The organism is Enterobacter sp. A103, assembly GCF_034427535.1.
Lineage (GTDB): Bacteria > Pseudomonadota > Gammaproteobacteria > Enterobacterales > Enterobacteriaceae > Enterobacter > Enterobacter asburiae_B.
This window is the reverse complement of sequence record NZ_JAXQPQ010000004.1, coordinates 368,947-392,985: the sequence shown is the minus strand read 5'-3', so window position 1 is coordinate 392,985 and position 24,039 is coordinate 368,947. Positions and strand designations below refer to the sequence as shown.

At 57.0% G+C, this 24,039-nt stretch carries 23 protein-coding genes; 8 read left to right on the top strand and 15 right to left on the bottom strand.

Going from position 1 to position 24,039, the window contains the following annotated elements; all coding sequences use genetic code 11:
- Positions 1-11 precede the first annotated feature (11 nt).
- On the bottom strand, positions 12-446 hold the full coding sequence (locus tag SPH27_RS14445; RefSeq protein WP_096151270.1) for a protein tyrosine phosphatase: 435 nt from the start codon (positions 444-446) through the stop codon (positions 12-14).
- Positions 446-1,585, bottom strand: a complete 1,140-nt coding sequence (locus SPH27_RS14440) for a polysaccharide export protein (protein WP_182072658.1) — start codon at positions 1,583-1,585, stop codon at positions 446-448. The genes SPH27_RS14445 and SPH27_RS14440 overlap by 1 nt, the downstream gene beginning before the upstream one ends.
- Before the next feature lie 487 nt (positions 1,586-2,072).
- Here SPH27_RS14440 and SPH27_RS14435 point away from each other — a divergent pair, with 487 nt between their 5' ends.
- Both SPH27_RS14435 and SPH27_RS14430 read left to right on the top strand, forming a co-directional pair.
- Positions 2,073-2,405 carry an RcnB family protein gene (locus SPH27_RS14435; protein WP_023336316.1) on the top strand — a complete coding sequence of 111 codons (333 nt, stop codon included), beginning with the start codon at positions 2,073-2,075 and terminating at the stop codon, positions 2,403-2,405.
- Positions 2,380-2,835 (top strand): GNAT family N-acetyltransferase, encoded by a 456-nt coding sequence (locus SPH27_RS14430; protein ID WP_233476953.1) that lies wholly within the window; start codon positions 2,380-2,382, stop codon positions 2,833-2,835. The genes SPH27_RS14435 and SPH27_RS14430 overlap by 26 nt, the downstream gene beginning before the upstream one ends.
- A gap of 93 nt (positions 2,836-2,928) precedes the next feature.
- Here the strand turns inward: SPH27_RS14430 and apbC are convergent, their stop codons facing one another.
- Entirely contained in the window at positions 2,929-4,038 is a 1,110-nt protein-coding gene (gene apbC / locus SPH27_RS14425) for an iron-sulfur cluster carrier protein ApbC (RefSeq protein ID WP_182072654.1), read from the bottom strand.
- A gap of 137 nt (positions 4,039-4,175) precedes the next feature.
- On the opposite strand from apbC, the gene metG reads away from it, so the two are divergent.
- A complete protein-coding gene (gene metG / locus SPH27_RS14420; RefSeq protein WP_112778304.1) occupies positions 4,176-6,209 on the top strand; it encodes a methionine--tRNA ligase in 2,034 nt (677 codons plus the stop codon).
- 31 nt (positions 6,210-6,240) lie between these two features.
- Here metG and SPH27_RS14415 read toward each other — a convergent pair whose 3' ends face one another.
- The 3 genes from SPH27_RS14415 to SPH27_RS14405 are packed head-to-tail and all read right to left on the bottom strand — an operon-like array spanning position 6,241 to position 9,156.
- Positions 6,241-6,711, bottom strand: a complete 471-nt coding sequence (locus SPH27_RS14415; RefSeq protein WP_045888720.1) for a DUF1456 family protein — start codon at positions 6,709-6,711, stop codon at positions 6,241-6,243.
- 46 nt (positions 6,712-6,757) lie between these two features.
- Positions 6,758-7,477, bottom strand: a complete 720-nt coding sequence (gene btsR / locus SPH27_RS14410) for a two-component system response regulator BtsR (RefSeq protein WP_023312443.1) — start codon at positions 7,475-7,477, stop codon at positions 6,758-6,760.
- Entirely contained in the window at positions 7,471-9,156 is a 1,686-nt protein-coding gene (locus SPH27_RS14405) for a sensor histidine kinase (protein ID WP_322435699.1), read from the bottom strand. The genes btsR and SPH27_RS14405 overlap by 7 nt, the downstream gene beginning before the upstream one ends.
- 217 nt (positions 9,157-9,373) lie before the next feature.
- Here SPH27_RS14405 and mlrA point away from each other — a divergent pair, with 217 nt between their 5' ends.
- Both mlrA and SPH27_RS14395 read left to right on the top strand, forming a co-directional pair.
- Positions 9,374-10,114 (top strand): HTH-type transcriptional regulator MlrA, encoded by a 741-nt coding sequence (mlrA, locus tag SPH27_RS14400; protein WP_029740179.1) that lies wholly within the window; start codon positions 9,374-9,376, stop codon positions 10,112-10,114.
- A gap of 69 nt (positions 10,115-10,183) precedes the next feature.
- Positions 10,184-10,297 (top strand): protein YohO, encoded by a 114-nt coding sequence (locus SPH27_RS14395; protein WP_008500895.1) that lies wholly within the window; start codon positions 10,184-10,186, stop codon positions 10,295-10,297.
- Here SPH27_RS14395 and SPH27_RS14390 read toward each other — a convergent pair.
- The 5 genes from SPH27_RS14390 to bglX all read right to left on the bottom strand — a co-directional run bounded on the left by SPH27_RS14390 (position 10,272) and on the right by bglX (position 16,466).
- Complete coding sequence (locus tag SPH27_RS14390; protein WP_182072652.1) at positions 10,272-11,009, bottom strand: ABC transporter permease; 738 nt, start codon at positions 11,007-11,009, stop codon at positions 10,272-10,274. The two genes, SPH27_RS14395 and SPH27_RS14390, sit on opposite strands and share 26 nt — an antisense overlap.
- On the bottom strand, positions 10,993-11,943 hold the full coding sequence (locus SPH27_RS14385) for an ABC transporter ATP-binding protein (protein WP_182072650.1): 951 nt from the start codon (positions 11,941-11,943) through the stop codon (positions 10,993-10,995). The genes SPH27_RS14390 and SPH27_RS14385 overlap by 17 nt, the downstream gene beginning before the upstream one ends.
- Positions 11,936-13,093 carry an ABC transporter permease gene (locus SPH27_RS14380; protein WP_182072647.1) on the bottom strand — a complete coding sequence of 386 codons (1,158 nt, stop codon included), beginning with the start codon at positions 13,091-13,093 and terminating at the stop codon, positions 11,936-11,938. Before SPH27_RS14380 ends, SPH27_RS14385 begins: the two co-directional genes overlap by 8 nt.
- A 12-nt stretch (positions 13,094-13,105) precedes the next feature.
- On the bottom strand, positions 13,106-14,023 hold the full coding sequence (locus SPH27_RS14375; RefSeq protein WP_182072645.1) for an ABC transporter substrate-binding protein: 918 nt from the start codon (positions 14,021-14,023) through the stop codon (positions 13,106-13,108).
- A gap of 145 nt (positions 14,024-14,168) precedes the next feature.
- Positions 14,169-16,466, bottom strand: coding sequence for a beta-glucosidase BglX (gene bglX / locus SPH27_RS14370; protein WP_182072643.1), 2,298 nt, complete (start codon positions 16,464-16,466; stop codon positions 14,169-14,171).
- Positions 16,467-16,655: 189 nt separating this feature from the next.
- Between bglX and dld the strand changes: the two genes are divergently transcribed.
- Positions 16,656-18,404, top strand: coding sequence for a D-lactate dehydrogenase (gene dld, locus SPH27_RS14365; RefSeq protein WP_096150828.1), 1,749 nt, complete (start codon positions 16,656-16,658; stop codon positions 18,402-18,404).
- Between the two features lie 112 nt (positions 18,405-18,516).
- Positions 18,517-19,071 carry a GNAT family N-acetyltransferase gene (locus SPH27_RS14360; protein ID WP_033146016.1) on the top strand — a complete coding sequence of 185 codons (555 nt, stop codon included), beginning with the start codon at positions 18,517-18,519 and terminating at the stop codon, positions 19,069-19,071.
- Between the two features lie 94 nt (positions 19,072-19,165).
- Here the strand turns inward: SPH27_RS14360 and pbpG are convergent, their stop codons facing one another.
- Both pbpG and SPH27_RS14350 read right to left on the bottom strand, forming a co-directional pair.
- The gene (pbpG, locus tag SPH27_RS14355) at positions 19,166-20,089 is read right to left on the bottom strand and encodes a D-alanyl-D-alanine endopeptidase (protein WP_182072641.1); all 924 of its coding nucleotides are present in this window, start codon (positions 20,087-20,089) and stop codon (positions 19,166-19,168) included.
- Positions 20,090-20,256: 167 nt separating this feature from the next.
- Positions 20,257-20,844 (bottom strand): Yip1 family protein, encoded by a 588-nt coding sequence (locus tag SPH27_RS14350; RefSeq protein ID WP_023312454.1) that lies wholly within the window; start codon positions 20,842-20,844, stop codon positions 20,257-20,259.
- A gap of 157 nt (positions 20,845-21,001) precedes the next feature.
- On the opposite strand from SPH27_RS14350, the gene SPH27_RS14345 reads away from it, so the two are divergent.
- Positions 21,002-21,574 carry a DedA family protein gene (locus tag SPH27_RS14345; RefSeq protein ID WP_126330772.1) on the top strand — a complete coding sequence of 191 codons (573 nt, stop codon included), beginning with the start codon at positions 21,002-21,004 and terminating at the stop codon, positions 21,572-21,574.
- Between the two features lie 94 nt (positions 21,575-21,668).
- On the opposite strand, the gene SPH27_RS14340 is transcribed toward SPH27_RS14345, so the two are convergent.
- Positions 21,669-22,433 carry an SDR family oxidoreductase gene (locus SPH27_RS14340; protein ID WP_182071290.1) on the bottom strand — a complete coding sequence of 255 codons (765 nt, stop codon included), beginning with the start codon at positions 22,431-22,433 and terminating at the stop codon, positions 21,669-21,671.
- Positions 22,434-22,483: 50 nt separating this feature from the next.
- A complete protein-coding gene (gene mdtQ, locus SPH27_RS14335; protein WP_087823021.1) occupies positions 22,484-23,902 on the bottom strand; it encodes a multidrug resistance outer membrane protein MdtQ in 1,419 nt (472 codons plus the stop codon).
- Positions 23,903-24,039: the final 137 nt, after the last annotated feature.

Genomic DNA, 24,039 nt, shown 5'->3' with positions numbered 1-24,039 from the left:
AGCTTCATTCCTTATTGACTCAAACGGCGAGCCCATTCCTGACTGGCTTTTCCCAATTGCTCAAAAACATATTCATAGGCTTCACGACTTTTGTGGTACGGGTCGGGAATGTCCCTGGCTTCCAGCCATTGTCCAAAGAGCAGCGATTTTCCCCTGTTCTCCGGGGCCATTGTGGCAATGAAACGGAGGTGTTCCGGCTCCATTACCAGAATCAAATCGGATTTTTGCAACAGGCTGCGCGTCACCTTGCGGGCAACATGCCCTTCCAGCGAAACGCCATGACGCCAGGCGACAGCCTGCGCAGCCGCATCCGCCGGGCGGCCTTCAAGTCCAAAAATACCTGCCGAGGTTACCTGCTTGCCGGGTAATTGCTGACGCAACAACCGCTCACCAATCGGTGAACGGCAAATATTGCCGGTACAGACTACTAAGATTGACTGAAACATTACTGCGGCCACGATCTGATGTAACGAACGGTTTCGGTCAGGTCATGGACGCCACTGATGGTAGGCACCAGCTGGGTGATCACGCGATTCCAGCGTGATAGCGGTGCCGTGGTGACGTAGACAATGTCATACGGTTCCAGCTGGAATTCCGTACCCAACACCATTGCTGACGCATCTTCGGCATTCAGTTGATAGATATTGGCAATTTTGTCCGTGTCGCCTTTTTTCGTTACCTGCCTGATAACAAAAATGCCGGTTGCATCGGCCATATTTTGGTTAAGCCCCCCGGCATTGCCCAGGGCTTCGGCCAGCGTCATGCCGCTACGATCCATCTTAAGCGTACTCTGCTTGACGACTTCGCCCATCACGAACACTTTCAGCGAGTCGTTCCGGGGAATAAAAAGGATATCGCCCGGATAAAGCAGTTTATTTTGGGTCAAATCGCCATGCTGCATAAGCGCATAGAGCGAAAGGCGGGAGTCCTTACCATCATGCGTCAGCACGACGTTGCGCCAGTCTGCATCAGCAGAAAGACCGCCAGCGGCGTTAACCGCATCCATCACCGTCAGCGGAATATTGGTTATGGGTTGCTGGCCTGATTTTTCGACCTCTCCAGTGACATAGGCTTTTTGGGAACGGAAGGCGGCAATGCTGACGTCCACCTGCGGGGTCTCAATGACTTTATCCAGTCGAGTTGTAATCTCTTCACGTACCTGTGAAACCGTTTTTCCCGCCACCCGCAGCTTACCGACGTAGGGATAAAAGAGCGTACCATCGGCATTGACCCAATTGCCGGCATCGCTCGCACTACGATATTGTCCTGCGGGCGTCGTTAATTCAGGGTGATCCCAGACGGTGACCGTCAGGATGTCGCCTGTACCAATACGGTATTCCCAGTTTTTGATCTGCTCATCCAGATTAGGATTTGCCTGAGATTTCGACACGGTCGGAAGTAGCTTTTCAATTAATCCCGGCGTCAGTGGAAAAATCTCCACGCGCTTATCAAGCTGATAATTGACCTCTTCCACAGAAACGACTTTCTTCCCGGACACACTTAAGTTCTGACCTGGGGAAAAAACACACCCCGTCAACTGACTAACAGTAAGAAATAACAGAGAAAATGCAGTTGTATTTTTCATTTATATAAATATTGGTTTTTTTACCGTTGCGTTCATTGTTAATTTTGCAAAAAAATATAAGCTAAGCTATTGAAATTTAATTTTTTTATTTCAGAAACATGCAGTTATAGCATAATAAAATGCAATCCATCCCATTTCTAGTAAAAACAATGAGAATACTCAGCCTTATAAAAACGAAAGTGAGCACGCCTCACCCGAAGTCAATATTAAATGTTGTTCAGTGAGAAAGCATCAATATAGAAGTCCAATTTTGACGTGGAAATTTATTTTTAGAATTGCTCAATGAAATGATAAATATTAAAAATACATAACACATATAACATTCACCACAATGATAAACATCATCCAGTTCGACTACACAAAACCGTCCACTTTTGTTACATTTTTTCTCAAACATACCCTGCGTTGATACTTAAAATGGACTGTCTGCTCCGCTTTGCACGACCTGCAGACGAAAAGTATCTGTAACGATATCACTGGAGAAAAAATGGCTAAGCGTAAATTGCTGCTTCTGGGTGTATTACTGTCTCTGGCGGGATCCGCATTCGCTGCCCCGCAAACGGCCGCTGCGCCATCCGGCATCAAGGCCTATGAAGAACAAGAGTTCATCGCTGACTTTACGAAATTCAAGATTGGCGACACGGCGCCGGCGCAGTATCAAACGCCGGAGTACACCATCAAACAGTACCAGCTGCGTAACCTGCCGGCTCCGGATGCCGGAACCCACTGGACCTATATGGGTGAGAACTACGTGCTGATCGGCGATGCTGATGGCAAGATCTACAAAGCCTACAATGGAGATATTTTCTATCACCGCTAACGCAATTCTGATTCGCCCCTGGCAGGAAAGCGACCGCCCTTTCCTGCGCACGCTCTACCTCCACGCCCGGCGTGAAGCCTGGCCATGGCTGGACAGCGCGGACTGGCAGCTTGAAGACTTTGACGCGGCAACCCGCGACGAAGTGATTTGGGTTGCTGTTCAGAACGGTCATCGCCTGGGTTTTGCCTCCGTCTGGACGAACGATAATTTCCTGCACAACCTGTTTGTCGATCCGCAGTATCAGAGCATGGGCGTCGGGCATGAGTTGCTTGAGCACGTACAGAAAACGTTTACCAGTACGGGTTCGCTTAAGTGTCTGGTGAAGAATGCGCGGGCTATTGCGTTTTACCAGCGACACGGCTGGCACATAGAGGCGACGGGTAATTCTCCGGACGGAGAGTATTATTTGATGCACTATCGGTTGGGTTAAAGTCGGGTGGCGGCTTCGCCTTACCCGACCTACGTGATGGTGCCATTTGTAGGCCGGGTAAGCGAAGCCACCCGGCAATTAGGAGCTGAGGAATTACACCGCGCGGAACGCGATTTCCCCAGGAATGATTTCACCCTGCCAGTAGAGCTGCGCCGCAACGCGTTCCGCCAGCTGGCGATACATTTCCGCAAATTCGCTGTCCGGACGGCTGACCACCGTTGGCTTTCCGCTGTCCAGATCTTCACGCAGGGTAATGTGCAGCGGCATCTGTCCCAGCAGCTGGGTGTGATACTTCGCGGCCAGTTTTTCTGCGCCACCCGTACCGAAGATAGGTTCGTGGTGACCGCAGTTGCTGCAGATGTGCATGCTCATGTTCTCGACGATACCGAGCACCGGCACTTCCACCTTCTCGAACATCACGATGCCTTTTTTGGCGTCGATCAGCGCGATATCCTGCGGCGTAGTCACGACGACCGCCCCCGTGACCGGAATGTTCTGCGCCAGCGTCAGCTGAATGTCACCGGTGCCCGGCGGCATGTCCAGCACCAGATAATCCAGATCAGGCCACATCGTCTCCTGCAGCATCTGCAGCAGCGCTTTGCTGGCCATCGGGCCGCGCCAGACCATGGCGTTATCGTCGGTCACTAGGTAACCGATAGAGTTGGTCGCCAGACCGTGCGCCATAATTGGCGCCATGTGGGTCCCGTCCGGCGAGGTGGGGCGCTGGTTTTCCGCGCCCAGCATGTTAGGAATAGACGGACCGTAGATATCCGCATCCAGAATGCCGACCTTTGCCCCTTCCGCTGCCAACGCCAGCGCCAGGTTAACGGCGGTAGAAGATTTCCCTACTCCGCCCTTGCCCGAACTGACGGCAATGATATTTTTCACGCCGTTCACGCCAGGCTGGTTTTTCACGCGCTTCAGCGTGGCGATGCTGTGGCTCAGCTTCCAGTCGATCGCCTTCGCACCGGTAATACGCAGCAGCTCAGAGCTGGTCTGCTCTTTCAGCGCGTCAAAGGCGCTGGTCCAGACGAACGGCATCTGCAGCTCAATGTGCAGGGTATCGTCCAGCCAGGCAACGTGGTGTAACGCTTTCAGCGTAGTGAGATTGTGCTTCAGGGTTGGATGCTGAAAGTTAGCCAGCGTCCCGGCGACCATTGCTCGTAAGGCTTCCGGTGATTTGGCCTGGGATTGAGAACTCATCCCGACTCCTTTGTTCTTGTGAATAAGACCTTAGATGAACAAGTTTACCTGAAAGGCCGTGGTTTGTGCTTACTTAATAATGCCCCTTTTGGTAATATCAAAAACCCTTTTCACAGTTAAAAGAAGTAATGCCTACTATGACTCAAGTCGCGAAGAAAATTCTGGTAACGTGCGCACTGCCGTACGCCAACGGCTCAATCCACCTCGGCCACATGCTGGAGCATATCCAGGCTGATGTCTGGGTCCGTTACCAGCGAATGCGCGGCCACGAGGTTAACTTCATCTGTGCGGACGATGCTCACGGCACGCCGATCATGCTGAAAGCGCAGCAGCTGGGGATCTCCCCGGAGCAGATGATTGCCGAAATGAGTCAGGAGCATCAGACTGATTTTGCTGGCTTTGACATCAGCTATGACAACTATCACTCCACGCACAGCGACGAAAACCGCGAGCTGTCGGAGCTGATCTACACCCGTCTGAAAGAGAACGGTTTTATCAAAAACCGCACCATCTCTCAGCTGTACGATCCGGAAAAAGGCATGTTCCTGCCGGACCGTTTCGTCAAAGGCACCTGCCCGAAATGTAAATCCCCGGACCAGTACGGCGATAACTGTGAAGTGTGCGGCGCAACCTACAGCCCGACCGAGCTTATCGAGCCGAAATCCGTGGTTTCCGGCGCCACGCCCGTCATGCGTGACTCCGAGCACTTCTTCTTCGACCTGCCGTCCTTCAGCGAAATGCTGCAGGCGTGGACCCGCAGCGGCGCGCTGCAGGAGCAGGTGGCGAACAAAATGCAGGAGTGGTTCGAATCCGGCCTGCAGCAGTGGGATATCTCCCGCGATGCGCCGTACTTCGGCTTTGAAATCCCGAACGCGCCGGGCAAATATTTCTACGTCTGGCTGGACGCGCCAATCGGCTACATGGGCTCCTTCAAAAACCTGTGCGACAAGCGTGGCGACACCGTCAGCTTCGACGAATACTGGAAGAAAGATTCCACGGCCGAGCTGTATCACTTCATCGGTAAAGACATCGTTTATTTCCACAGCCTGTTCTGGCCGGCGATGCTGGAAGGCAGCAACTTCCGCAAGCCAACCAACCTGTTCGTACACGGCTACGTGACGGTGAACGGCGCGAAGATGTCCAAGTCTCGCGGAACGTTCATTAAGGCCAGCACCTGGCTGAACCACTTCGACGCGGACAGCCTGCGCTACTACTACACCGCGAAGCTCTCTTCCCGCATCGACGATATCGACCTGAACCTGGAAGATTTCGTGCAGCGCGTGAACGCGGACATCGTCAACAAGGTGGTGAACCTGGCCTCCCGTAACGCGGGCTTTATCGCCAAGCGTTTTGACGGCGTGATGGCGGCTGAACTGGCTGACCCTGCCCTGTACAAAACCTTTACCGACGCGGCAGCCGCCATTGGCGACGCGTGGGAAACCCGTGAGTTCGGTAAAGCCGTGCGCGAAATCATGGCCCTGGCCGACCTGGCAAACCGCTATGTGGACGAACAGGCACCGTGGGTTGTCGCGAAACAGGAAGGTCGTGATGCCGATCTGCAGGCCATCTGCTCCATGGGCATCAACCTGTTCCGCGTGCTGATGACGTACCTGAAGCCGGTTCTGCCGCAGCTGGCAGCCCGCGCTGAAGCGTTCCTGAACACCGAACTGACCTGGGATGCCATGGCGCAGCCGCTGCTCGGCCACAAGGTGAACACCTTCAAGGCGCTGTACAACCGCATCGAGATGAAGCAGGTTGAAGCCCTGGTGGAAGCGTCTAAAGAAGAGGTTAAAGCGGCTGCGGCACCGGTGACCGGCCCGCTGGCAGACGATCCGATTCAGGAAACCATTACCTTTGACGATTTCGCCAAAGTCGACCTGCGCGTGGCGCTGATCGAAAACGCGGAATTCGTGGAAGGTTCTGACAAGCTGCTGCGCCTGACGCTGGATCTGGGCGGCGAGAAGCGTAACGTCTTCTCCGGCATCCGTTCAGCCTACCCGGACCCGCAGGTGCTGATCGGTCGTCAGACCGTGATGGTGGCGAACCTGGCGCCGCGCAAAATGCGCTTCGGCATCTCTGAAGGGATGGTGATGGCCGCAGGCCCTGGCGGGAAAGATATCTTCCTGTTAAGCCCTGATGAAGGCGCGAAGCCTGGCCAGCAGGTGAAATAACAAAAAAGCCGGAGATAATCTCCGGCTTTTTTTATGGTTTAGGGTGATGCACCCGGTGGGTCAGCCCGCGCAGGAAATTACGCAGAAACTGATCGCCGCACTCGCGGTAGTTTTTGTGGTCCGGCGCGCGCATCATGGCGGTCACTTCCGGCACGGATACGCGGTATTTTTGCTCGGTCATGATCGCCACAATATCGTCCGTTTTCAGCGAGAACGCGATGCGCAGCTTTTTCAGCACCGTGTTGTTGTTCACGCGACGCTCCAGCGCCAGCTCCGGCGCGGCCGGATCTTTGCCACGCTTATCGTAAATCAGGCCGTTCAGGAAACCCGACAGAATAATGTCCGGGCAGCGAACGAAGCCCTCTTCGTCTTCTTTGGTCATCCAGGTATCGAAACCGGCAGACGTGGATTCCATGTCCGACAGCGCAAGAATGCGCACCATGTCGTTGTTGTTTGCTTTCAGGGTGTAGCGCAGGCTACGAAGAATGTCGTTACTTAGCATAGAGCCTTCGAATGTCGATGATGCAATGGCGCGCAGTGTACCAGTTTTACAGGCCAATCGCCTCTTTCAAACTCTTGAGATAGCGACGGCTGACGGGTACCGTTTGCCCGGCACGCAGCACCAGCTCGGCCTGGCCGTTATCTTCCAGGCGGATCTCCTTCAGGTGCGCCATGTTCACCAGATACTGGCGGTGGCAGCGGATCAGCGGCGTGCGGCTCTCCAGCGTGCGCAGGGTCAGCTCGGTAAACCCTTCGTTCCCTTCCGCGCTGGTGACAAACACCCCGCTCAGGCGGCTGCTGACAAACGCCACATCATCCATCTGCAGAAGATAAATTCGGCTGTGCCCGGTGCAGGGGATAAACTTCAGCGGCTGCTGGTTTTCCGGCAGCAGCGTGACGTCCTGTACGGTTCGCTCCTGGCGTAAACGGGTGAGCGTTTTTTCCAGACGCTTCTCTTCAATCGGCTTGAGTAAATAGTCAAACGCGTGCTCCTCAAAAGCCTTAACGGCATATTCGTCGAACGCCGTCAGAAACACGATATAGGGGCGATGCGCCGGGTCGAGCATGCCGACCATCTCCAGCCCGCTGATGCGGGGCATTTGAATGTCGAGGAACAGCACGTCCGGGCGCAGCTTGTGCACCGCGCCGATGGCCTCAATGGCGTTCGCGCACTCCCCCACAATCTCAATATCAGGCTGCTCCTGCAGCAGAACGCGCAGGTTTTCTCGTGCCAGCGGCTCGTCATCCACAATCAGCACTCTTAACATGCGTTTTCCTCCAGCGGCAGTCGTACGGTAATACGGGTAAATCGGTCTGGCTCACAGGCGACGGTAATGCCGCAGTCGTCGCCAAAATGAGCGCGCAGGCGTTTATCCACCAGGCTCATCCCTAAACCGCCCGAGGCGGAAGGCTGATAAAGCCCGGCATTATCTTCAATATCCAGCACCAGATGGTGGTTGAAACGGCTGGCGGCAATGGTTATCTCCCCCGTTCCCAGAAGCTGTGACGTGCCGTGTTTAATGGCGTTTTCGACAATAGGCTGCAGGGTAAAGGCCGGGAGATGCTGATACGCCAGCTCGTCCGGAACGGAGAGCGACACCTGCAGGCGCGACTGGAAACGCGCCTGCTCGATCTGGAGATATGCATTCACGTGCTCAATCTCATCGGCGAGGGTCACGATCTCAGACGGCCGTTTCAGGTTCTTACGGAAAAAGGTCGACAGAAACTGCACCAGCTGCGCGGCCTGATCGCTGTCGCGGCGGATCACCGCTTTGAGCGTGTTGAGGGCATTAAACAGGAAATGCGGGTTGACCTGAGCATGCAGCAGCTTAATTTCAGACTGCGTCAGCAGGGCTTTCTGCCGCTCATACTGCCCGGCGAGGATTTGCGCGGACAGCAGCTGGGCTATCCCCTCCCCCAGCGTGCGGTTGATGGAGCTGAACAGACGGTTTTTGGCCTCATACAGCTTGATGGTCCCCATCACCCGCTGATTTTCCCCGCGCAGCGGAATCACCAGCGTGGAGCCCAACTTGCACTGCGGATGCAGCGAACAGCGGTAAGGCACTTCGTTACCGTCGGCATACACCACCTCACCGGTTTCAATGGCGCGCAGCGTATAGGCTGAGGAGATCGGTTTACCCGGCAGATGGTGATCGTCCCCGGTGCCGGTAAAGGCCAGCAGCCGCTCGCGGTCGGTTATGGCCACCGCGCCGATATCCAGCTCCTTGTAGAGCACCTGCGCGACCTTCATGCTGTTCTCTTCGTTAAACCCCTGGCGCAGGATCCCTTCGGTCGAGGCGGCGACCTTCAGCGCCGTGGCGGAAAACGCCGAGGTGTACTTCTCAAACATGGCGCGCTTGTCGAGCAGAATGCGCATAAACAGCGCCGCACCCACGGTGTTGGTGACCATCATCGGAGCGGCAATACTGCTGACCAGGTGCAGCGCATCTTCAAACGGACGGGCAATGAGCAGAATGATCGCCATCTGCGCCACTTCGGCCACAAAGGTAATGGCACCGGCGGTAAGCGGGCTAAAGACTTTATCCGGACGACCGCGTTTGATCATGTAGCTGTGCACCAGGCCGCCGAGCAGCCCTTCCACGATCGTTGAGATCATACAGCTCAGCGCCGTCATCCCGCCCATGGAATAGCGATGCAGACCCCCGGTTAAGCCGACAAGCCCACCGACGACGGGACCGCCCAGCAGCCCGCCCATCACCGCGCCGATAGCGCGCGTATTGGCAATAGAGTCTTCGATATGGAGACCAAAATAGGTCCCCATGATGCAGAAAATAGAGAAGGTGACGTAGCAGAGCAGCTTATACGGCAGACGTACGGTGACCTGCATCAGCGGGATAAACAGGCGCGTTTTGCTCATCAGCCAGGCAATGACAAGAAACACGCACATCTGCTGAAGCAACAGCAGCACCAGATTAAACTCGTACATACTCAAAACCGCACACGCTAAAAACGCGTAACATACACTGATGCGGGTTTACTTTCTTTGAAGCATCCCAAAAAAGCGCAAAATCGTGTCCGTTATCACACCTTTTTCTGAATATCGCGCATGCTTCGCATTGTTTGTTCAAAAATCAATCAATCCTTCCTGGTTCGCCAAAGTGGGTCTACAGTTAAGCTGGGAACGCGTAAGCCAGGGGGCGAATATGGCGCTTTACACGATAGGTGAAGTGGCACTCCTTTGTGATATCAATCCCGTTACCCTACGGGCGTGGCAGCGACGGTATGGATTGCTTAAACCGCAGAGGACCGACGGTGGGCATCGCCTTTTCAATGAGGCCGATATCGACCGCATCCGCGAAATTAAAAGCTGGATCGACAACGGAGTGCAGGTCGGCAAAGTGAAGTCCCTGCTGAGCCATGATGACCCGGACACGCAACACCTCTGGCGCGAACAACAGGAAACCCTGCTGCGGCTTCTGCAGGCGGGGAATCTTCAGCGCCTGCGCGCATGGATAAAAGAGCAGGGCCGCGACTATCCGGCACAGACGCTGATCAGCCATCTTTTCATTCCGCTCCGTCGACGTCTGCAATGCCAGCAGTCCACCCTGCAGGCGCTGCTGAGCATACTCGACGGGGTGCTGATCAACTATATTGCCGTCTGCCTTGCCTCAGCGAAGAACAAGGCCGGAAAAGATGCGCTGGTGGTCGGCTGGAACGTGCACGATACCACCCGCCTGTGGCTGGAAGCGTGGATTGCGACCCAGAAGGGCTGGCGCGTGGATGTCCTGGCGCACTCGCTGGCGCAGCTTAAGCCCGAGTTTTTCGACGGTCAGACCCTGCTGGTCTGGTGTGGGGAAGTGCCGTCCGCCACGCAGCAGCAGCTGCTGACGGAATGGCGAGAGAATGGTTACCCGGTTTATTCCCTTGGCCCGGATGAGCCATAACGGCATTTAATGGTTCATTAACAGCTGCGCTTCACCGTATAATTGTTCCGTTAACAACAGGAGCACATGATGAAGGCAACCAAACTGGCCATTATTACCCTTTTTGTCCTGATGGCCGTGAGCGGTATCGGCGGCGTGATGCTGGCAGGATACTCGTTTATTGTTCGCGGCGGTGTCGGCTGAGGTACAGCGCCAGCCGCTCAAAAAGGCGATCGACAACGATTGCCGCCAGCGCGACCAGCACCGCCCCCTGCACAATGTAAGCCGTATTAAACCCGCTCAGGCCGATAATAATCGGCGTTCCCAGCGTATTGGCACCGACCGTAGACGCAATGGTCGCCGTCCCGATGTTAATAATCACCGACGTGCGGATCCCGGCAATAATCACCGGTGCCGCAAGCGGCAGTTCAACCTTGCGCAGCCGCTGACCGCGACTCATCCCCATCCCTTCTGCCACGCTCAGCACCGACGCCGGTACCGCCGCGAGGCCCGCCAGCGTGCCCTGCAGCACCGGCAATACGCCGTATAAAATCAGCGCAATAATGGCGGGCTGCTGACCAAAGCCCATCACCGGCACCCCTATCGCCAGCACCGCCACCGGGGGAAACGTCTGGCCAATCGCCGCTATCGTCTCCACCAGCGGACGAAATTCTTTGCCCGCAGGCCGCGTGACCGCGATGCCTGCCCCAACCCCCAACACAACCGCGATGACGCTTGAGAGCGCCACCAGCCAGAGATGCGCCAGGGCGAGATTAATAAAGCTTTCCTGCTGATAAACCGGCCGCGGCAGCCCCGGAAAAAGGGCGTTAAACAGCGCCGCGCTGTGGGGCATCAGAAACAGTAAGGCGACAAAGAGCGCTACCAGCCAGAGGAGCGGATCACGCAGTGCCTTCACGCGTCACCTCCCCGGCCAGCAGATCGCGAAAATGTAAGGTTCCGCACGGCGTACCGCGGGAGTCCGAGACGGGCAATACCTCGCACTGGCGCGCGACAAACGCCGAGAGGGCATCCCGCAGGCTCATCTGCGCCTGCAGCGGTTCGCCGCTCACCGGTACCTCCTCCCGACGCATATAGTCGCTGACCGTCCGCAGGGAGAGCAGCCTCACGCCCAGCTCGCTGCGGCCAAAAAACTCGCGCACAAAGTCGTTCCTCGGCCATGTTAATAGCTCAAGCGGCGAGCCCTGCTGCACCACTTCGCCATGATCCATCAGCACCAGATGGTCGGCCAGGCGCAGAGCTTCATCAATATCGTGCGTCACGAGAACGATCGTGCGTCCGAGAATGCGGTGAATGCGGGTCATCTCCGCCTGCAGCGCCCCGCGCGTGACCGGATCCAGCGCGCCGAAGGGTTCATCCATCAGCAGCACCTGCGGGTTAGCCGCCAGCGCGCGCGCCACGCCCACGCGCTGCTGCTGGCCTCCGGAAAGCTGGTGCGGATAACGATCGCGCAGCGCGGGCTCCAGCCCCAGGAGCGACATGAGTTCATCCACCCGGTCAGCGATTTTTGCCCGCGACCATTTCTCCAGCTGCAGCACGGTGGCGATGTTCTGCGCCACCGTCCAGTGCGGAAACAGGCCGATAGACTGAATGGCATAGCCCATCCGGCGGCGCAGCTCCAGCACCGGCAGGCTGCGGATCTCTTCCCCGGCAAAGCGGATCAGCCCGCTGTCATGCTCCACCAGGCGGTTGATCATCTTCAGGGTGGTAGATTTTCCCGAGCCCGAGGTGCCAATCAGCACGGAAAACGCCCCCTCGGCAAAGTTCAGGTTCAGATGGCTCGCCGCCGGGCGTCCGGCAAAGGTTTTACTGACATCATGAAATTCAATCATTGGCTCTTCTCCTGAGCAGCGCGAGCCATAAGGCAAACAGCGCGTCGACGACAACCGCCAGCGCAATCGTGGGCACCACGCCCAGCAACACCAGATCGAGGGCACTGCTGAGCAGCCCCTGGAACACCAGCGCGCCAAAGCCGCCAGCACCAATCAGCGCCGCTATCACCGCCATGCCGACGGTTTGTACCGCCACCACCCGCAGGCTGCGCAGCAGCAGGGGCAGCGCCAGCGGGAGCTGAATTTTCCAGAAACACTGCCGCGCGCTCATCCCCATCGCATGGGCGCTTTCCAGCACATCCGGCGCGACCTGACTCAGCCCCGCGACCACGCCGCGCACCAGCGGCAGCAGCGCATACAGCACCAGCGCGATAAGCGCGGGCGTTAACCCCGTTCCGGCTATGCCGAGCGTTCCCAGCACCGGAAATGACTTCACCAGCCCGGCCAGCGGGGCAATCAGCAGGCCAAACAGCGCGACGGAAGGTATGGTCTGGATCACGTTGAGTACGGCAAAGATCCCGCCCTGGCGTGAAGGATGACGATAGCACCACATGCCGAGCGGTATCCCGATCAGCAGAGCCGGGATCAGCGTGCCAAAAAGGATCGTCAGGTGTTGCGCCAGGGCGTCATCAAACACCTCCTGACGGTTGACGTACTCTTTCAGCAGCGAGAGATTGTTCAGCTCACCGCTGAACAGCAGGAACAAGGGAATGCACCATATCTGCGCGTTGAGCACCCAGCGCCAGACGGCGCTGGAGATGAGTCGACGAATGGCATCGCTGCTGGCCAGCAGACACAGCGCCAGCCACAGCCAGAGGCCGCTGCCCACCGTGGTTCTCGCCAGCGGACCTTCCGCTGAGGCCATATGCGTCGCCGCCTGCCCGGCCCCCCAGAACAGGATGATAAACAGCCCTTCAGCGAGGAGCAGCGTCAGCCACTGCGCCGTGCGGCCTTGCCAGAGCGATAGCGCAACCCACGCGCCCAGCGCCGCCGCCAGCCACCACGGCGTGAACGCCCACACTTCCCAGAGATAGCGCCCTTCCCCTGACATCAGGCGGTTAGGGGCGACATTCACAAACGGCAGCGCGACTGCCGCGATGGCCACGCAGGCCAACAGCAGCAGTACGCGGTTATGACATTTTATTGGCACAGCCCTTTCCCGTTACTTCACAAGCCCTTGTTGTTTCAGGAAGTCGGCGGCCACTTTTTTGGCATCCAGCCCCTCGACGGCAATGCTGGCATTCAGCTGTTGCAGCGTTTTTTCATCCAGTTTTTCGAAGACCGGCTTGAGCCATTCTGCAATATCCGGATAGGCTTTCAGCACCGCCTCGCGCACGACCGGGGTCGGGGCGTAAATCGGCTGTACGCCTTTAGGATCGGTCAGGGTTTGCAGGCCGAGCGCCGCCACCGGGCCGTCGGTGCCGTAGGCCATTGCCGCGTTAACGCCGGAAGTTTGCTGCGCCGCCGCCTTAATGGTTACCGCCGTATCCCCGCCCGCCAGCGAGAGCAGCTGCCCCTGGTCGAGCTTGAAGTCGTAGGCTTTTTCGAACGCCGGGAGCGCGTCAGGACGCTCGATAAACTCTGCGGACGCTGCCAGCTTAAAGTCGCCCTTCTCTTTCAGATAGCGGCTGAGATCCGCAAGCGTAGTCAGCTTACCTTTCTCCGCCACGTCCTTGCGCACGGCGATAGTCCAGGTGTTGTTGGCCGGGGCCGGCGTCAGCCAGACCAGCTTGTTCTGTTCTGCGTCCAGTTTTTTGACTTTCTCATACCCGGCTTTGGCGTTTTTCCATGCCGGATCGTTTTCATCTTTGAAGAAGAATGCCCCGTTGCCGGTGTATTCCGGATAGATATCCAGCTCGCCGGAGGTGATCGCCCCGCGCACGACGGGCGTGGTGCCCAGCTGAACTTTATTGACGGTTTTCACGCCGTGGCTTTCCAGCACCTGCAAAATAATATTGCCGAGCAGCGCGCCTTCGGTATCGATCTTTGAGCCCACTTTTACCGGCTCCGCCGCCTGTAACGGCAGGCTTAGCGCCGCCAGCAGCACCGCAGATCCCAACATCCCCTTTGCAATCGTCATTCCGCTATCCTCATTTTTTTATCGCCTTTTTCAGAGGCTTGAGAGAAAAGCGTAGCTTAAAACAGCGGATTTACCCGGCAAAATGCCTTTTTAGCATAAGGTAAGACGCATCCCCCGGAAGCCGGGGGATGCAAAGAAGGGAAGGTTACAGCAGCTCGAACTCGCCTTTATTCACGCGGGCGGAATCCACCCCGATAAAGACGTTAAACTTGCCCGGTTCCGCATCGTATTTCATCTGCTGGTTCCAGAACTTCAGCGCGTCCACGTCAATCGGGAAGCTGATGGTTTGGGTTTCGCCAGGCTTCAGATTGACCTTCTCGAAGCCGCGCAGCTGCTTAACAGGACGGCTCATCGAGGCGGTGACATCCTGCACGTACATCTGGATCACCGTTGCCCCTTCGCGCTTGCCGGTGTTGGTCACTTCGACGCTGGCGGTAACTTTGCCGTCACGCTTCAGGGTCGGCGCCGACATTTTCACGTCAGAAACCTTGAAGCTGGTGTAGCTCAGACCGTAACCAAACGGATACAGCGGGCCGTTAGCTTCGTCGAAGTAACGGGACGTGTACTTGTTCGGCTTGTCGGCGTTGTACGGGCGACCGGTGTTCAGGTGGCTGTAGTAGACCGGGATCTGCCCGACGGAGCGCGGGAAGGACATCGGCAGCTTGCCCGACGGGTTGTAATCACCAAACAGCACGTCGGCGATGGCGTTACCGCCTTCGGTACCGGCGAACCAGGTTTCCAGAATGGCGTCAGCCTGCTGGTCCTCTTTCACCAGCGCCAGCGGACGCCCGTTCATCAGCACCAGCACCAGCGGCTTGCCGGTGGCTTTCAGGGCGGCGATCAGATCGCGCTGGCTCTGCGGAATGGTGATGTCGGTACGGCTGGAGGCCTCGTGCGCCATACCCTGCGCTTCGCCCACGACCGCAACAACGACGTCAGACTGTTTCGCGGTATTCACCGCCTCGTCGATCATCTCCTTCGGCGTGCGCGGATCGACCTTCACCGCTTCCTCGTACTGGTTGAGGAAGGTGACGATGTCTTTATCGTTGGTGACGTTCGCCCCTTTGGCGTACACCACTATCGCGTTATCACCCACGGCACTCTTAATCCCGGTCAGCACGGTCACGGACTGATCGGCCACGCCTGCCGCAGACCAGCTGCCCATCACGTCGCGCTTGCTGTCGGCCAGCGGGCCCACCACGGCAATGGTGCCGGATTTTTTCAGCGGCAGCGTGTCGAGGCGGTTTTTCAGCAGCACCAGGCTTTCGCGCGCCACGTCACGCGCTTCTTTGCGGTGCAGACGGCTTTCAGCGTTGGTATCTGCCGGGTCAGAATCCTTCGGCCCCAGATGGCTGTACGGATCGTTAAACAGCCCCATGTCGTATTTCACGTTCAGCACGTGGCGCGCGGCATCGTCCAGCTCCGCCATCGTTACCTTGCCGCTCTTCACCAGCCCCGGCAGGTATTTGCTGTAGTACTCGTCGCTCATGCTCATGTTGATGCCGGACTTGAGCGCCACGCGCACCGCGTCTTCCGGATCGGAGGCGGTACCGTGCTTAATCAGCTCTTTAATCGCGCCGTGGTCGGAAACGGTGATGCCCTTAAAGCCCCACTGGTCGCGCAGGACGTCTTTCAGCAGCCATGAATCGGACGTCGCAGGCGTACCGTTCAGTGAGTTCAGCGCTACCATCACCGCGCCGCTGCCCGCATCCAGCCCTGCCTTGTACGGCGGCATGTAGTCGTTGAACAGGCGCTGCGGGCTCATGTCGACGGTGTTGTACTCTTTCCCGCCTTCAACCGCTCCATAGGCCGCGAAGTGTTTGACGCTGGTCATCACCGAGTAGCGATCCGCCGGGCTTTTGCCCTGCATCGCTTCCACCATGGTTTTACCCATCGTGGAGGTTAAATACGTATCTTCACCAAAGCCTTCCGAGCCGCGGCCCCAGCGCGGATCGCGCGAGACGTCCACCATTGGCGCCCAGGTCATGTTCAGGCCGTCGTCCGCCGCTTCATAAGCCGACACGCGCCCGACGGTTTTCACCGCGTCGAGGTTAAAGGAAGAGGCTAAACCGAGGCTAATCGGGAAAACGGTACGCTGGCCGTGCACCACGTCATAGGCGAAGAACAGCGGAATTTTCAGGCGGCTGAGATCCATCACCTGATCCTGCATCTTGCGGATATCCTCGCGGGTGACGGTATTAAAGATGGCCCCTACCTGCCCGTCTTTGATCATCTCGCGGATGGCCTCTTTCGGATTATCCGGGCCGACGCTGATAAGACGCAGCTGGCCGATTTTCTCATCAACCGTCATTTTTTTGAGCAATTCCGTGACAAACGCATCCCGTGCTTCAGGCGTGAGCGGGTGATTACCAAACAAATCCTCTGCCAGCGCAGGTTGCAGCGCCAGGCTGACGGCGACACCTACAGAACATAGCCATTTCATGTCGTTTTACTCTCTCATCAATAACCGCCGGACGATCTCGGCCATACCGTGCGAAAAGCGCAGTGTGCCACAAACCCTCGAAACGTTGCAGGGTTATTCTCTGATTTTTCTCGTGAATACTCGACCGCTTAACAGTTAATCGCGCTATGCTTTACAGCGAGAAATTTGCCCCACCACAAGGAGTGGAAGATGACTTCTGTTCGAACAAACGATAACACGACTTTTATTAACGAACTGTCGCGCCTGGTTGGCTCCTCTCACCTGCTTACCGACCCGGCCAAAACCGCCCGCTACCGTAAAGGTTTCCGCTCCGGTCAGGGCGAGGCGCTGGCGGTGGTCTTCCCCGGCACGCTGCTGGAGCTGTGGCGCGTCCTGAGCGCCTGCGTCGCCGCCGACAAGATTATTTTAATGCAGGCCGCCAATACCGGTCTGACCGAAGGCTCCACGCCGAACGGCAACGATTACGATCGCGACATCGTGATTATCAGCACCCTGCGCCTCGACAAGCTGCACCTGCTGGATAAAGGCGAGCAGGTGCTCGCGTTCCCCGGCACGACGCTCTACTCACTGGAAAAAGCGCTTAAGCCGCTGGGCCGTGAGCCGCACTCGGTGATTGGCTCCTCCTGCATTGGCGCCTCGGTGGTCGGTGGGATCTGCAACAACTCCGGCGGCTCGCTGGTGCAGCGCGGCCCGGCCTACACCGAGATGTCGCTGTTTGCCCGTATTGACGAAAACGGCAAGCTGACGCTGGTGAACCATCTGGGAATCGATCTCGGCGCGACGCCGGAACAGATCCTCAGCAAGCTCGACGACGATCGCGTGAAGGACGAAGACGTTCAGCACGACGGTCGTCATGCGCACGATCACGACTACGTGACCCGCGTGCGGGATATCGACGCCGATACGCCGGCGCGCTACAACGCCGACCCGGACCGCCTGTTTGAATCCTCCGGCTGCGCCGGGAAGCTGGCCGTGTTTGCCGTACGTCTGGATACCTTCCCGGCGGAGAAAAAGCAGCAGGTGTTTTACATTGGTACCAATCAGCCTGAGGTTCTGACCGAAATTCGTCGTCATATTCTGGGCGAATTCACCCATCTGCCGGTGGCGGGCGAGTACATGCACCGGGACATTTACGACATCGCCGAGCGTTACGGCAAAGATACGTTCCTGATGATCGACAAGCTCGGCACCGACAAAATGCCGTTCTTCTTCACCATGAAGGGACGCACCGACGCGATGCTGGAGAAAGTGTCGCTGTTCAAACCCCACTTCACCGACCGCTTTATGCAGAAGCTGGGCAACGTTTTCCCGGCGCACTTACCGGAGCGAATGAAAACCTGGCGCGATAAGTACGAGCACCACCTGCTGCTGAAAATGGCCGGGGACGGAATTGCCGAAGCGCAGTCCTGGCTGACCGAATTCTTCAAAACCGCCGAAGGGGATTTCTTTGCCTGTACGCCTGAAGAGGGCAGCAAAGCGTTCCTGCACCGTTTTGCCGCCGCAGGCGCCGCCATCCGTTATCAGGCGGTGCATTCCGAAGAGGTGGAAGATATTCTGGCGCTGGATATCGCCCTGCGACGTAACGACACCGAGTGGTTTGAGCACCTCCCGCCGGAAATCGACAGCAAGCTGGTGCATAAGCTCTATTACGGCCACTTTATGTGTTATGTCTTCCATCAGGATTACATCGTCAAAAAAGGGGTCGATGCGCACGAACTGAAGGAGCAGATGCTCGCCCTGCTGCGTGAACGCGGCGCACAATATCCTGCGGAACATAACGTCGGGCATCTTTATAAAGCCCCTGACGCACTTAAGCAGTTTTATCGCGAGAATGACCCTACAAACAGCATGAATCCCGGCATTGGTAAAACAACACGGAAGAAATACTGGAAAGAGAGCGCGGACGCGGAGCAGCGCGTAACGCAAGCGTCTGATTAATTCCTATAGCCAAATTTGAGAGATTGTTTAGCGCGCCTTAATCGTAATAGAGTAACCGTCTGACGCCGGAGGAACGTTTCTCCGGCTTTCTATAACGAGGAGCAGGCACATCATGTCGGCTGTTGATGTTTTATCCGAGACCGAACTGGAAGTGCGCGATGCCCTTCCCGATGATGTGCATGCCATCGCCGCCATCTATGCATGGCATGTGCTGCACGGGCGCGCGTCATTTGAAGAAGTCCCCCCTACCATCGACGAAATGCGTCAGCGTATGAAAAGCGTGGCTGAGAGCGGTTTACCGTGGCTTATCGCGCTGTATCGCGGCATCGTGGTGGGCTACTGCTACGCCACGCCTTACCGTCCGCGACACGCCTACCGCTATACCCTGGAAGAGTCGATTTACGTGGATGCCAGCATAACCGGGCGCGGTTTTGGTTCGGCATTAATGGATGCGCTGATCGCCCGCTGCGAGCAAGGCCCGTGGCGGCAGATGATTGCCGTTGTGGGCGATGGCAACAATAATGCCGGCTCGCTGCGGCTGCATAAAAAGCACGGCTTCGAGATTGTCGGTCAGCTGCGCAGCGTGGGGTATAAGAAAGGCGACTGGCGGGATACGGTGATTATGCAGCGCTCGCTCAACGATGGGGACTGGACGCTGCCGGAATAAACGCAAAACGGTAACCTGGGTTACCGTTTTTAGTGTTTTTCCCCTCTCCCACAGGGAGAGGGTCGGGGTGAGGGCATCAGCGCGCACAAACGACTCAGTCGTTCTGCGCCGTCGCCATCTGTTCCGCTTTCTGCTTTTTATACGTCAATGCTGCGGCCGGAACGGGCTGCACTTTCCCGGTTTCAATCCAGGTACGCAGGCGGCTCGCGTCCGCGAAGTGGGTATATTTGCCGAAGGCATCCATCACCACCAGCGCCACCGGCTTACCGTTAAACACGGTGCGCATCACCAGACAGTGTCCTGCCGCGTTGGTAAAGCCGGTTTTGGTTAACTGAATATTCCAGTTATCGCGGTATACCAGATGGTTAGTGTTGCGGAACGGCAGCGTATAGGCAGGGTTCGCAAAGGTCGCCATCTCTTCACGGGTAGTGCTGAGCTGACCAATCAGCGGATACTGTTTGCTGGCAATCAGCAGTTTCGTCAGATCGCGGGCCGTGGAGACGTTGTTGATCGACAGTCCCGTCGGTTCAACATAATGCGTATTGGTCATCCCCAGCGCTTTGGCTTTCGCGTTCATCGCGCGGATAAAGACGTCATAGCCGCCCGGATAGTGGTGCGCCAGGCTCGCCGCCGCACGGTTTTCAGACGACATCAGCGCCAGCAGCAGCATATTTTTACGGCTGATTTCACTGTTCAGCCGCACGCGGGAGTAGATCCCCTTCATCTCCGGCGTGTGGCTGATATCCACCTTCAATTTTTCGTCCAGCGGCAGATGTGCATCAAGCACCACCATCGCGGTCATTAATTTGGTAATCGAGGCGATCGGGCGCACCAGGTCCGGATGGCTGGCGTAGATCACCTTATTGGTGTTGAGATCGACAATCATCGCGCTGCCGGACGCAATTTGCGGCTGAGCAGCAGCGGCGGTCACCGCGGGCGTTTTAGCGACAGCCGGCACGGCAGCGGACGCGCCCAGCAGCAGAGCCAGGCTAAGTAAAGAGACTCGGAATTTCAGCATGGTGAGACTTCTGATAATGATTCACGCACGTCATGACGTACACCGCCTGTATCAACGGATAAACACAGGCTGGCTTCGGCATCATAGCGGTCACCGGGCGTTGTCGCCAGCGGATAATCGTGAACAGATGCTGCATTGCTGGCATTTACGCCAGCAATGCAGTGAACTCAGAAGAGACGGTATCCGTAACCCCAAAGAATAACCGTCAGCGCCAGTAGCGCCTCCAGCACCAGCACCCCAATAGCGAGTGTTGAACTGGAAAAGCTCAGGCCTTCTTCTTTATTGATATTCAGGAAGGTTGGAACCCCCAGATACAGCAGATACCCGGTGTAAAAGAGGGCAATGGTACCGATCAGCGCGCACAGCCAGACCAGTGGATAGAGCGCAACAATACCGCTTAAGAACAGCGGGGTCGCGACATATCCGGCAAAGACCATACAGTGCGCCAGCGATGGACGTTGCGGGTAGTTACGCGCCATCCAGTGAATGACGCGCCCCATTACCGCCACACCCGCCAGCATCAGGCCATAAAAAACGATAGCCAGATAGAGGCCGGTAAACCAGGAAAGCTGAACCACGGTGCCGTCACCGAAGTTCCAGCCGATTTGTGTTGTTCCGATAAAGGCGCATATTACCGGCACCGCAGCCATCAGCAGCACGTGGTGCGTGTAATGATGCGAGACCGTTTCGTTCTCACTTTTAATGACATGCATTTCACGATCGGGATGGGAGAAAAGTCCCCAGACATGGTTCATAGCGCCCCCTTGTTGTCGGCCCGTCAGCGATACCTTAAGTATAATGCAGGCTTTAGATTATTTTATGTACAGTGGGAAATTTCCGTTGATTTCCCCGCTGTTGATTCATGGGGTATATGATTAAACGAGGTAAGCAGAGGGAGATAACATTCACGTAATGGATATTAACGCACTTATTGAACAATATGGATATGCCGCACTGGTCGTCGGTAGCGTGGCAGAAGGTGAAACCATCACGCTGTTAGGCGGCGTCGCCGCGCATCAGGGCTTACTGAAATTCCCGCTGGTCGTCGCTGCGGTCGCGCTCGGCGGAATGATTGGCGATCAGCTGCTCTACTTTCTCGGGCTGCGCTTCGGGCCCACGCTGCTTAAGCGTTTCGCAAAGCATCAGAAGAAAATCCGTCGTGCTCAACGACTCATTCAGCGTCATCCCTATCTGTTCGTCATCGGCACGCGCTTTATGTATGGCTTTCGCATTATCGGGCCGATACTGATTGGCGCCAGCCATCTGCCGCCAAAAATTTTCCTGCCGCTCAATGTTCTTGGTGCGATAGCCTGGGCGCTGATCTTTACGACGCTCGGCTACGTCGGGGGCGAAGTGATTGGCCCGTGGCTGCATAATCTCGACCAGCACCTGAAGCACTGGGCGTGGCTGATTCTGGTGGTGGTGGCGGTGATCGGGGTCAGGCTGTGGCTGAAGCACCGGGATAAGACGCGGGATGAGGAGTGAGTGCGGTCTCCTCCCCTCACCCCGGCCCTCTCCCAAAGGGAGAGGGTGTTTTTAGTTCCCTCTCCCTTTGGGAGAGGGTTAGGGTGAGGGAAAACTACCCCTCCGGCTTAAACTGTGGGTTCGCCAGCATAAAGCCCCCGTCGACAATAAACGATTGCCCCGTCGTGTAGCTGGCGTCGCTGTCGCACAGCCATGCCACCAGGCTGGCAATCTCTCTGGTGTGGCCCGGTCTTGCCAGCGGGATTTCCGGCATTGAGCCTTCCTTCACTTCGCTGTCGTCCATGTTGTTCATCGGTGTGGCAATGGCGCCCGGCGCGACGGCGTTCACCAGAATGTTGTGCTTAACCAGCTCCATCGCCATGGATTTGGTTAACCCGCCGAGCGCGTGTTTTGCCGCCGTGTAGGCGCTGGCCTCCGGCAGCGGCGTGTGCTCATGCACCGAAGTAATGTTCACAATCCGCCCCCCTTCCCCCTGCTTCACCATCTGTCGGGCGGCAATCTGCGAACAGAGAAACGCGCCGTCCACGTCGACGGTGAAAATGTTCCGCCAGTCGTCAAACGGCATCTCAAGGAACGGCGCTTTGGTCATCGCTCCGGCATTGTTAACCAGCACGTCCAGCCGACCAAAACGCGCAATCAGCGTTTCAATAGCCTTTGCGCCTTCCGGCAGCGTGCTTAAATCAAGATGGATAGCCTCTGCGCGCTGCCCCTGCGCTTCAACTTCGCGGCAGGTTTCCAGCGCCCCTTTTTCATCCGAGTGCCAGGTGACGCCAATATCAAACCCGCGCTCTGCGAGCATCAGCGCCGTGGTTTTACCAATCCCGGAATCCGATGCGGTCACTATCGCTACTCTGGTCATACTCACCTCCTGAAAAACTGCAAAGAGGTAAGTATAGATAATGACCATTTTTAGCCATGATGATAGCCGCCGCCCAGCGCCGACGTCAGCTGCAGCGTGGCGTCGACATACTGGCCTTTCAGCAACAATCCGGCGAGGTCTTCCCTGAGGGCCGGGATCCTGGCTTCACTGACCCGCGAGCCCGCAACAATCCCCGCGCTGAAACGCGCCTGCGCCAGCGCCACAACCCGCGCCGCATCTTTTTCAACCTGCTGCTGATGGCGGTTCTTCGCCGTCAGCGTTTCGACTTCACTGGCCGTGCGCGCCACCTGATTGACCGCTTCGACCACCGCTTTGTTGTAGTTCGCGACCGAGAGATTGTTCTGCGCCTGGGCGATATCCAGGCTGGCGTTCAGCCTGCCGCTGTCGAAGATCGGCAGCGTCAGCCCGGCGGTCACGCCCATCTGCTGCGCTGAAGCGCGAAACAGATCGCTCAGATGGAGGGCATCCTGCTGTAAGAACGCCATCAGGTTCACGTCAGGATAGAAAGCCGCTCTGGCGGCCTCCACCTCGCTCATGGAGGCTTCGATATACCAGTGCGCCTCCTGAAGATCGGGACGGCGTGCCAGCAGTTCATAACCGAGCGTCGGCGGTAGCGCGGCGTCAACCGTCGGCAGCGCATGCCGCGTAAGCGTTACGGAGGAAGAATTCGTCAGCGCGACCAGACGCGCCTCAACGGCTTTCATCTTCCCGTTGACTTCTGCCAGCTGTTCTTCGGTTTTGTTGGCGTCGATATCGGTTTCCACCCCTTCAACGGAGGAGGTGATCCCGTGCTGATACAGTTCGCGATCGGCGCCGATTATGTTGTCCTGCTCATGTTTGATCTGCGCGAGAACCTCCCCTGCGGCGGCCTGAGTTTGCCACTCCCAGTAAAGCCGCGCCACGCTGCTGGCCAGCAGCTGGCGGGTCTGCTCCAGCTCCGCTTTTTGCGCATTCACTTTGCCAATCCGGGCCTCGACCCGGGCGCGATTTTTTCCCCACAGATCGAGATCCCAGCCTGCGGTCAGCCCAAAGGTGCCGTTGGTGTACCACGGCCCGGTGGTGCCTGCAGCCGGGTCGGTAAGGGCGAAAGGCCCCATCAGCCCTTCGGCGGACATTTTCTGGCGTTCCGCATCGGCGGAAAAATCAATCTGCGGACCGTCAGCGGCCATTGCGGCTTTGGCCTGGGCTTCGGCAAGCGTAATGCGCTGACGAGCAATCTGCATATCCGGCGCATCGCTCAACGCTTTCGCAATCAGCCCGTTAAGCTGGGGATCGTTATACGCTTTCCACCACTCATTCTTCGGCCAGTCCTGATGATTCAGAACCGTATTCACCGACGCCGCAGCGGTTTGCGTTTTAATGGGAGACACCGTGGCATGTTCAGGCGCACAGGCTGCCAGAATAAAAGCGAAGGGTGCGCTCAGAGATAAAATAAGAGAACGTTTCATGACGCCATACACTCAAAAAAAATAAAGGCGCACGTTACGCTCGATATCGTTCATTTTTTTAGTAACGCGTGGCAATCCGCAAATTGTCATACATTTTAATACCCGGAAATTTATTCCCAAAAAGAATGATTAAATTC

Bases quoted from the DNA above. Each gene is read 5' to 3' on its own strand.
- SPH27_RS14350 (WP_023312454.1), bottom strand. From the start codon at position 20,844: ATGAACCATGTCTGGGGACTTTTCTCCCATCCCGATCGTGAAATGCAT.
- SPH27_RS14445 (WP_096151270.1), bottom strand. From the start codon at position 446: ATGTTTCAGTCAATCTTAGTAGTCTGTACCGGCAATATTTGCCGTTCA.
- SPH27_RS14395 (WP_008500895.1), top strand. From the start codon at position 10,184: ATGAAGGCAACCAAACTGGCCATTATTACCCTTTTTGTCCTGATGGCC.
- pbpG (WP_182072641.1), bottom strand. From the start codon at position 20,089: ATGCTGAAATTCCGAGTCTCTTTACTTAGCCTGGCTCTGCTGCTGGGC.
- bglX (WP_182072643.1), bottom strand. From the start codon at position 16,466: ATGAAATGGCTATGTTCTGTAGGTGTCGCCGTCAGCCTGGCGCTGCAA.
- dld (WP_096150828.1), top strand. From the start codon at position 16,656: ATGACTTCTGTTCGAACAAACGATAACACGACTTTTATTAACGAACTG.
- SPH27_RS14430 (WP_233476953.1), top strand. From the start codon at position 2,380: ATGGAGATATTTTCTATCACCGCTAACGCAATTCTGATTCGCCCCTGG.
- mdtQ (WP_087823021.1), bottom strand. From the start codon at position 23,902: ATGAAACGTTCTCTTATTTTATCTCTGAGCGCACCCTTCGCTTTTATT.
- SPH27_RS14435 (WP_023336316.1), top strand. From the start codon at position 2,073: ATGGCTAAGCGTAAATTGCTGCTTCTGGGTGTATTACTGTCTCTGGCG.
- apbC (WP_182072654.1), bottom strand. From the start codon at position 4,038: ATGAGTTCTCAATCCCAGGCCAAATCACCGGAAGCCTTACGAGCAATG.
- SPH27_RS14405 (WP_322435699.1), bottom strand. From the start codon at position 9,156: ATGTACGAGTTTAATCTGGTGCTGCTGTTGCTTCAGCAGATGTGCGTG.
- SPH27_RS14440 (WP_182072658.1), bottom strand. From the start codon at position 1,585: ATGAAAAATACAACTGCATTTTCTCTGTTATTTCTTACTGTTAGTCAG.
- SPH27_RS14375 (WP_182072645.1), bottom strand. From the start codon at position 14,023: ATGACGATTGCAAAGGGGATGTTGGGATCTGCGGTGCTGCTGGCGGCG.
- SPH27_RS14340 (WP_182071290.1), bottom strand. From the start codon at position 22,433: ATGACCAGAGTAGCGATAGTGACCGCATCGGATTCCGGGATTGGTAAA.
- SPH27_RS14345 (WP_126330772.1), top strand. From the start codon at position 21,002: ATGGATATTAACGCACTTATTGAACAATATGGATATGCCGCACTGGTC.
- btsR (WP_023312443.1), bottom strand. From the start codon at position 7,477: ATGTTAAGAGTGCTGATTGTGGATGACGAGCCGCTGGCACGAGAAAAC.
- metG (WP_112778304.1), top strand. From the start codon at position 4,176: ATGACTCAAGTCGCGAAGAAAATTCTGGTAACGTGCGCACTGCCGTAC.
- SPH27_RS14385 (WP_182072650.1), bottom strand. From the start codon at position 11,943: ATGATTGAATTTCATGATGTCAGTAAAACCTTTGCCGGACGCCCGGCG.
- mlrA (WP_029740179.1), top strand. From the start codon at position 9,374: ATGGCGCTTTACACGATAGGTGAAGTGGCACTCCTTTGTGATATCAAT.
- SPH27_RS14360 (WP_033146016.1), top strand. From the start codon at position 18,517: ATGTCGGCTGTTGATGTTTTATCCGAGACCGAACTGGAAGTGCGCGAT.
- SPH27_RS14415 (WP_045888720.1), bottom strand. From the start codon at position 6,711: ATGCTAAGTAACGACATTCTTCGTAGCCTGCGCTACACCCTGAAAGCA.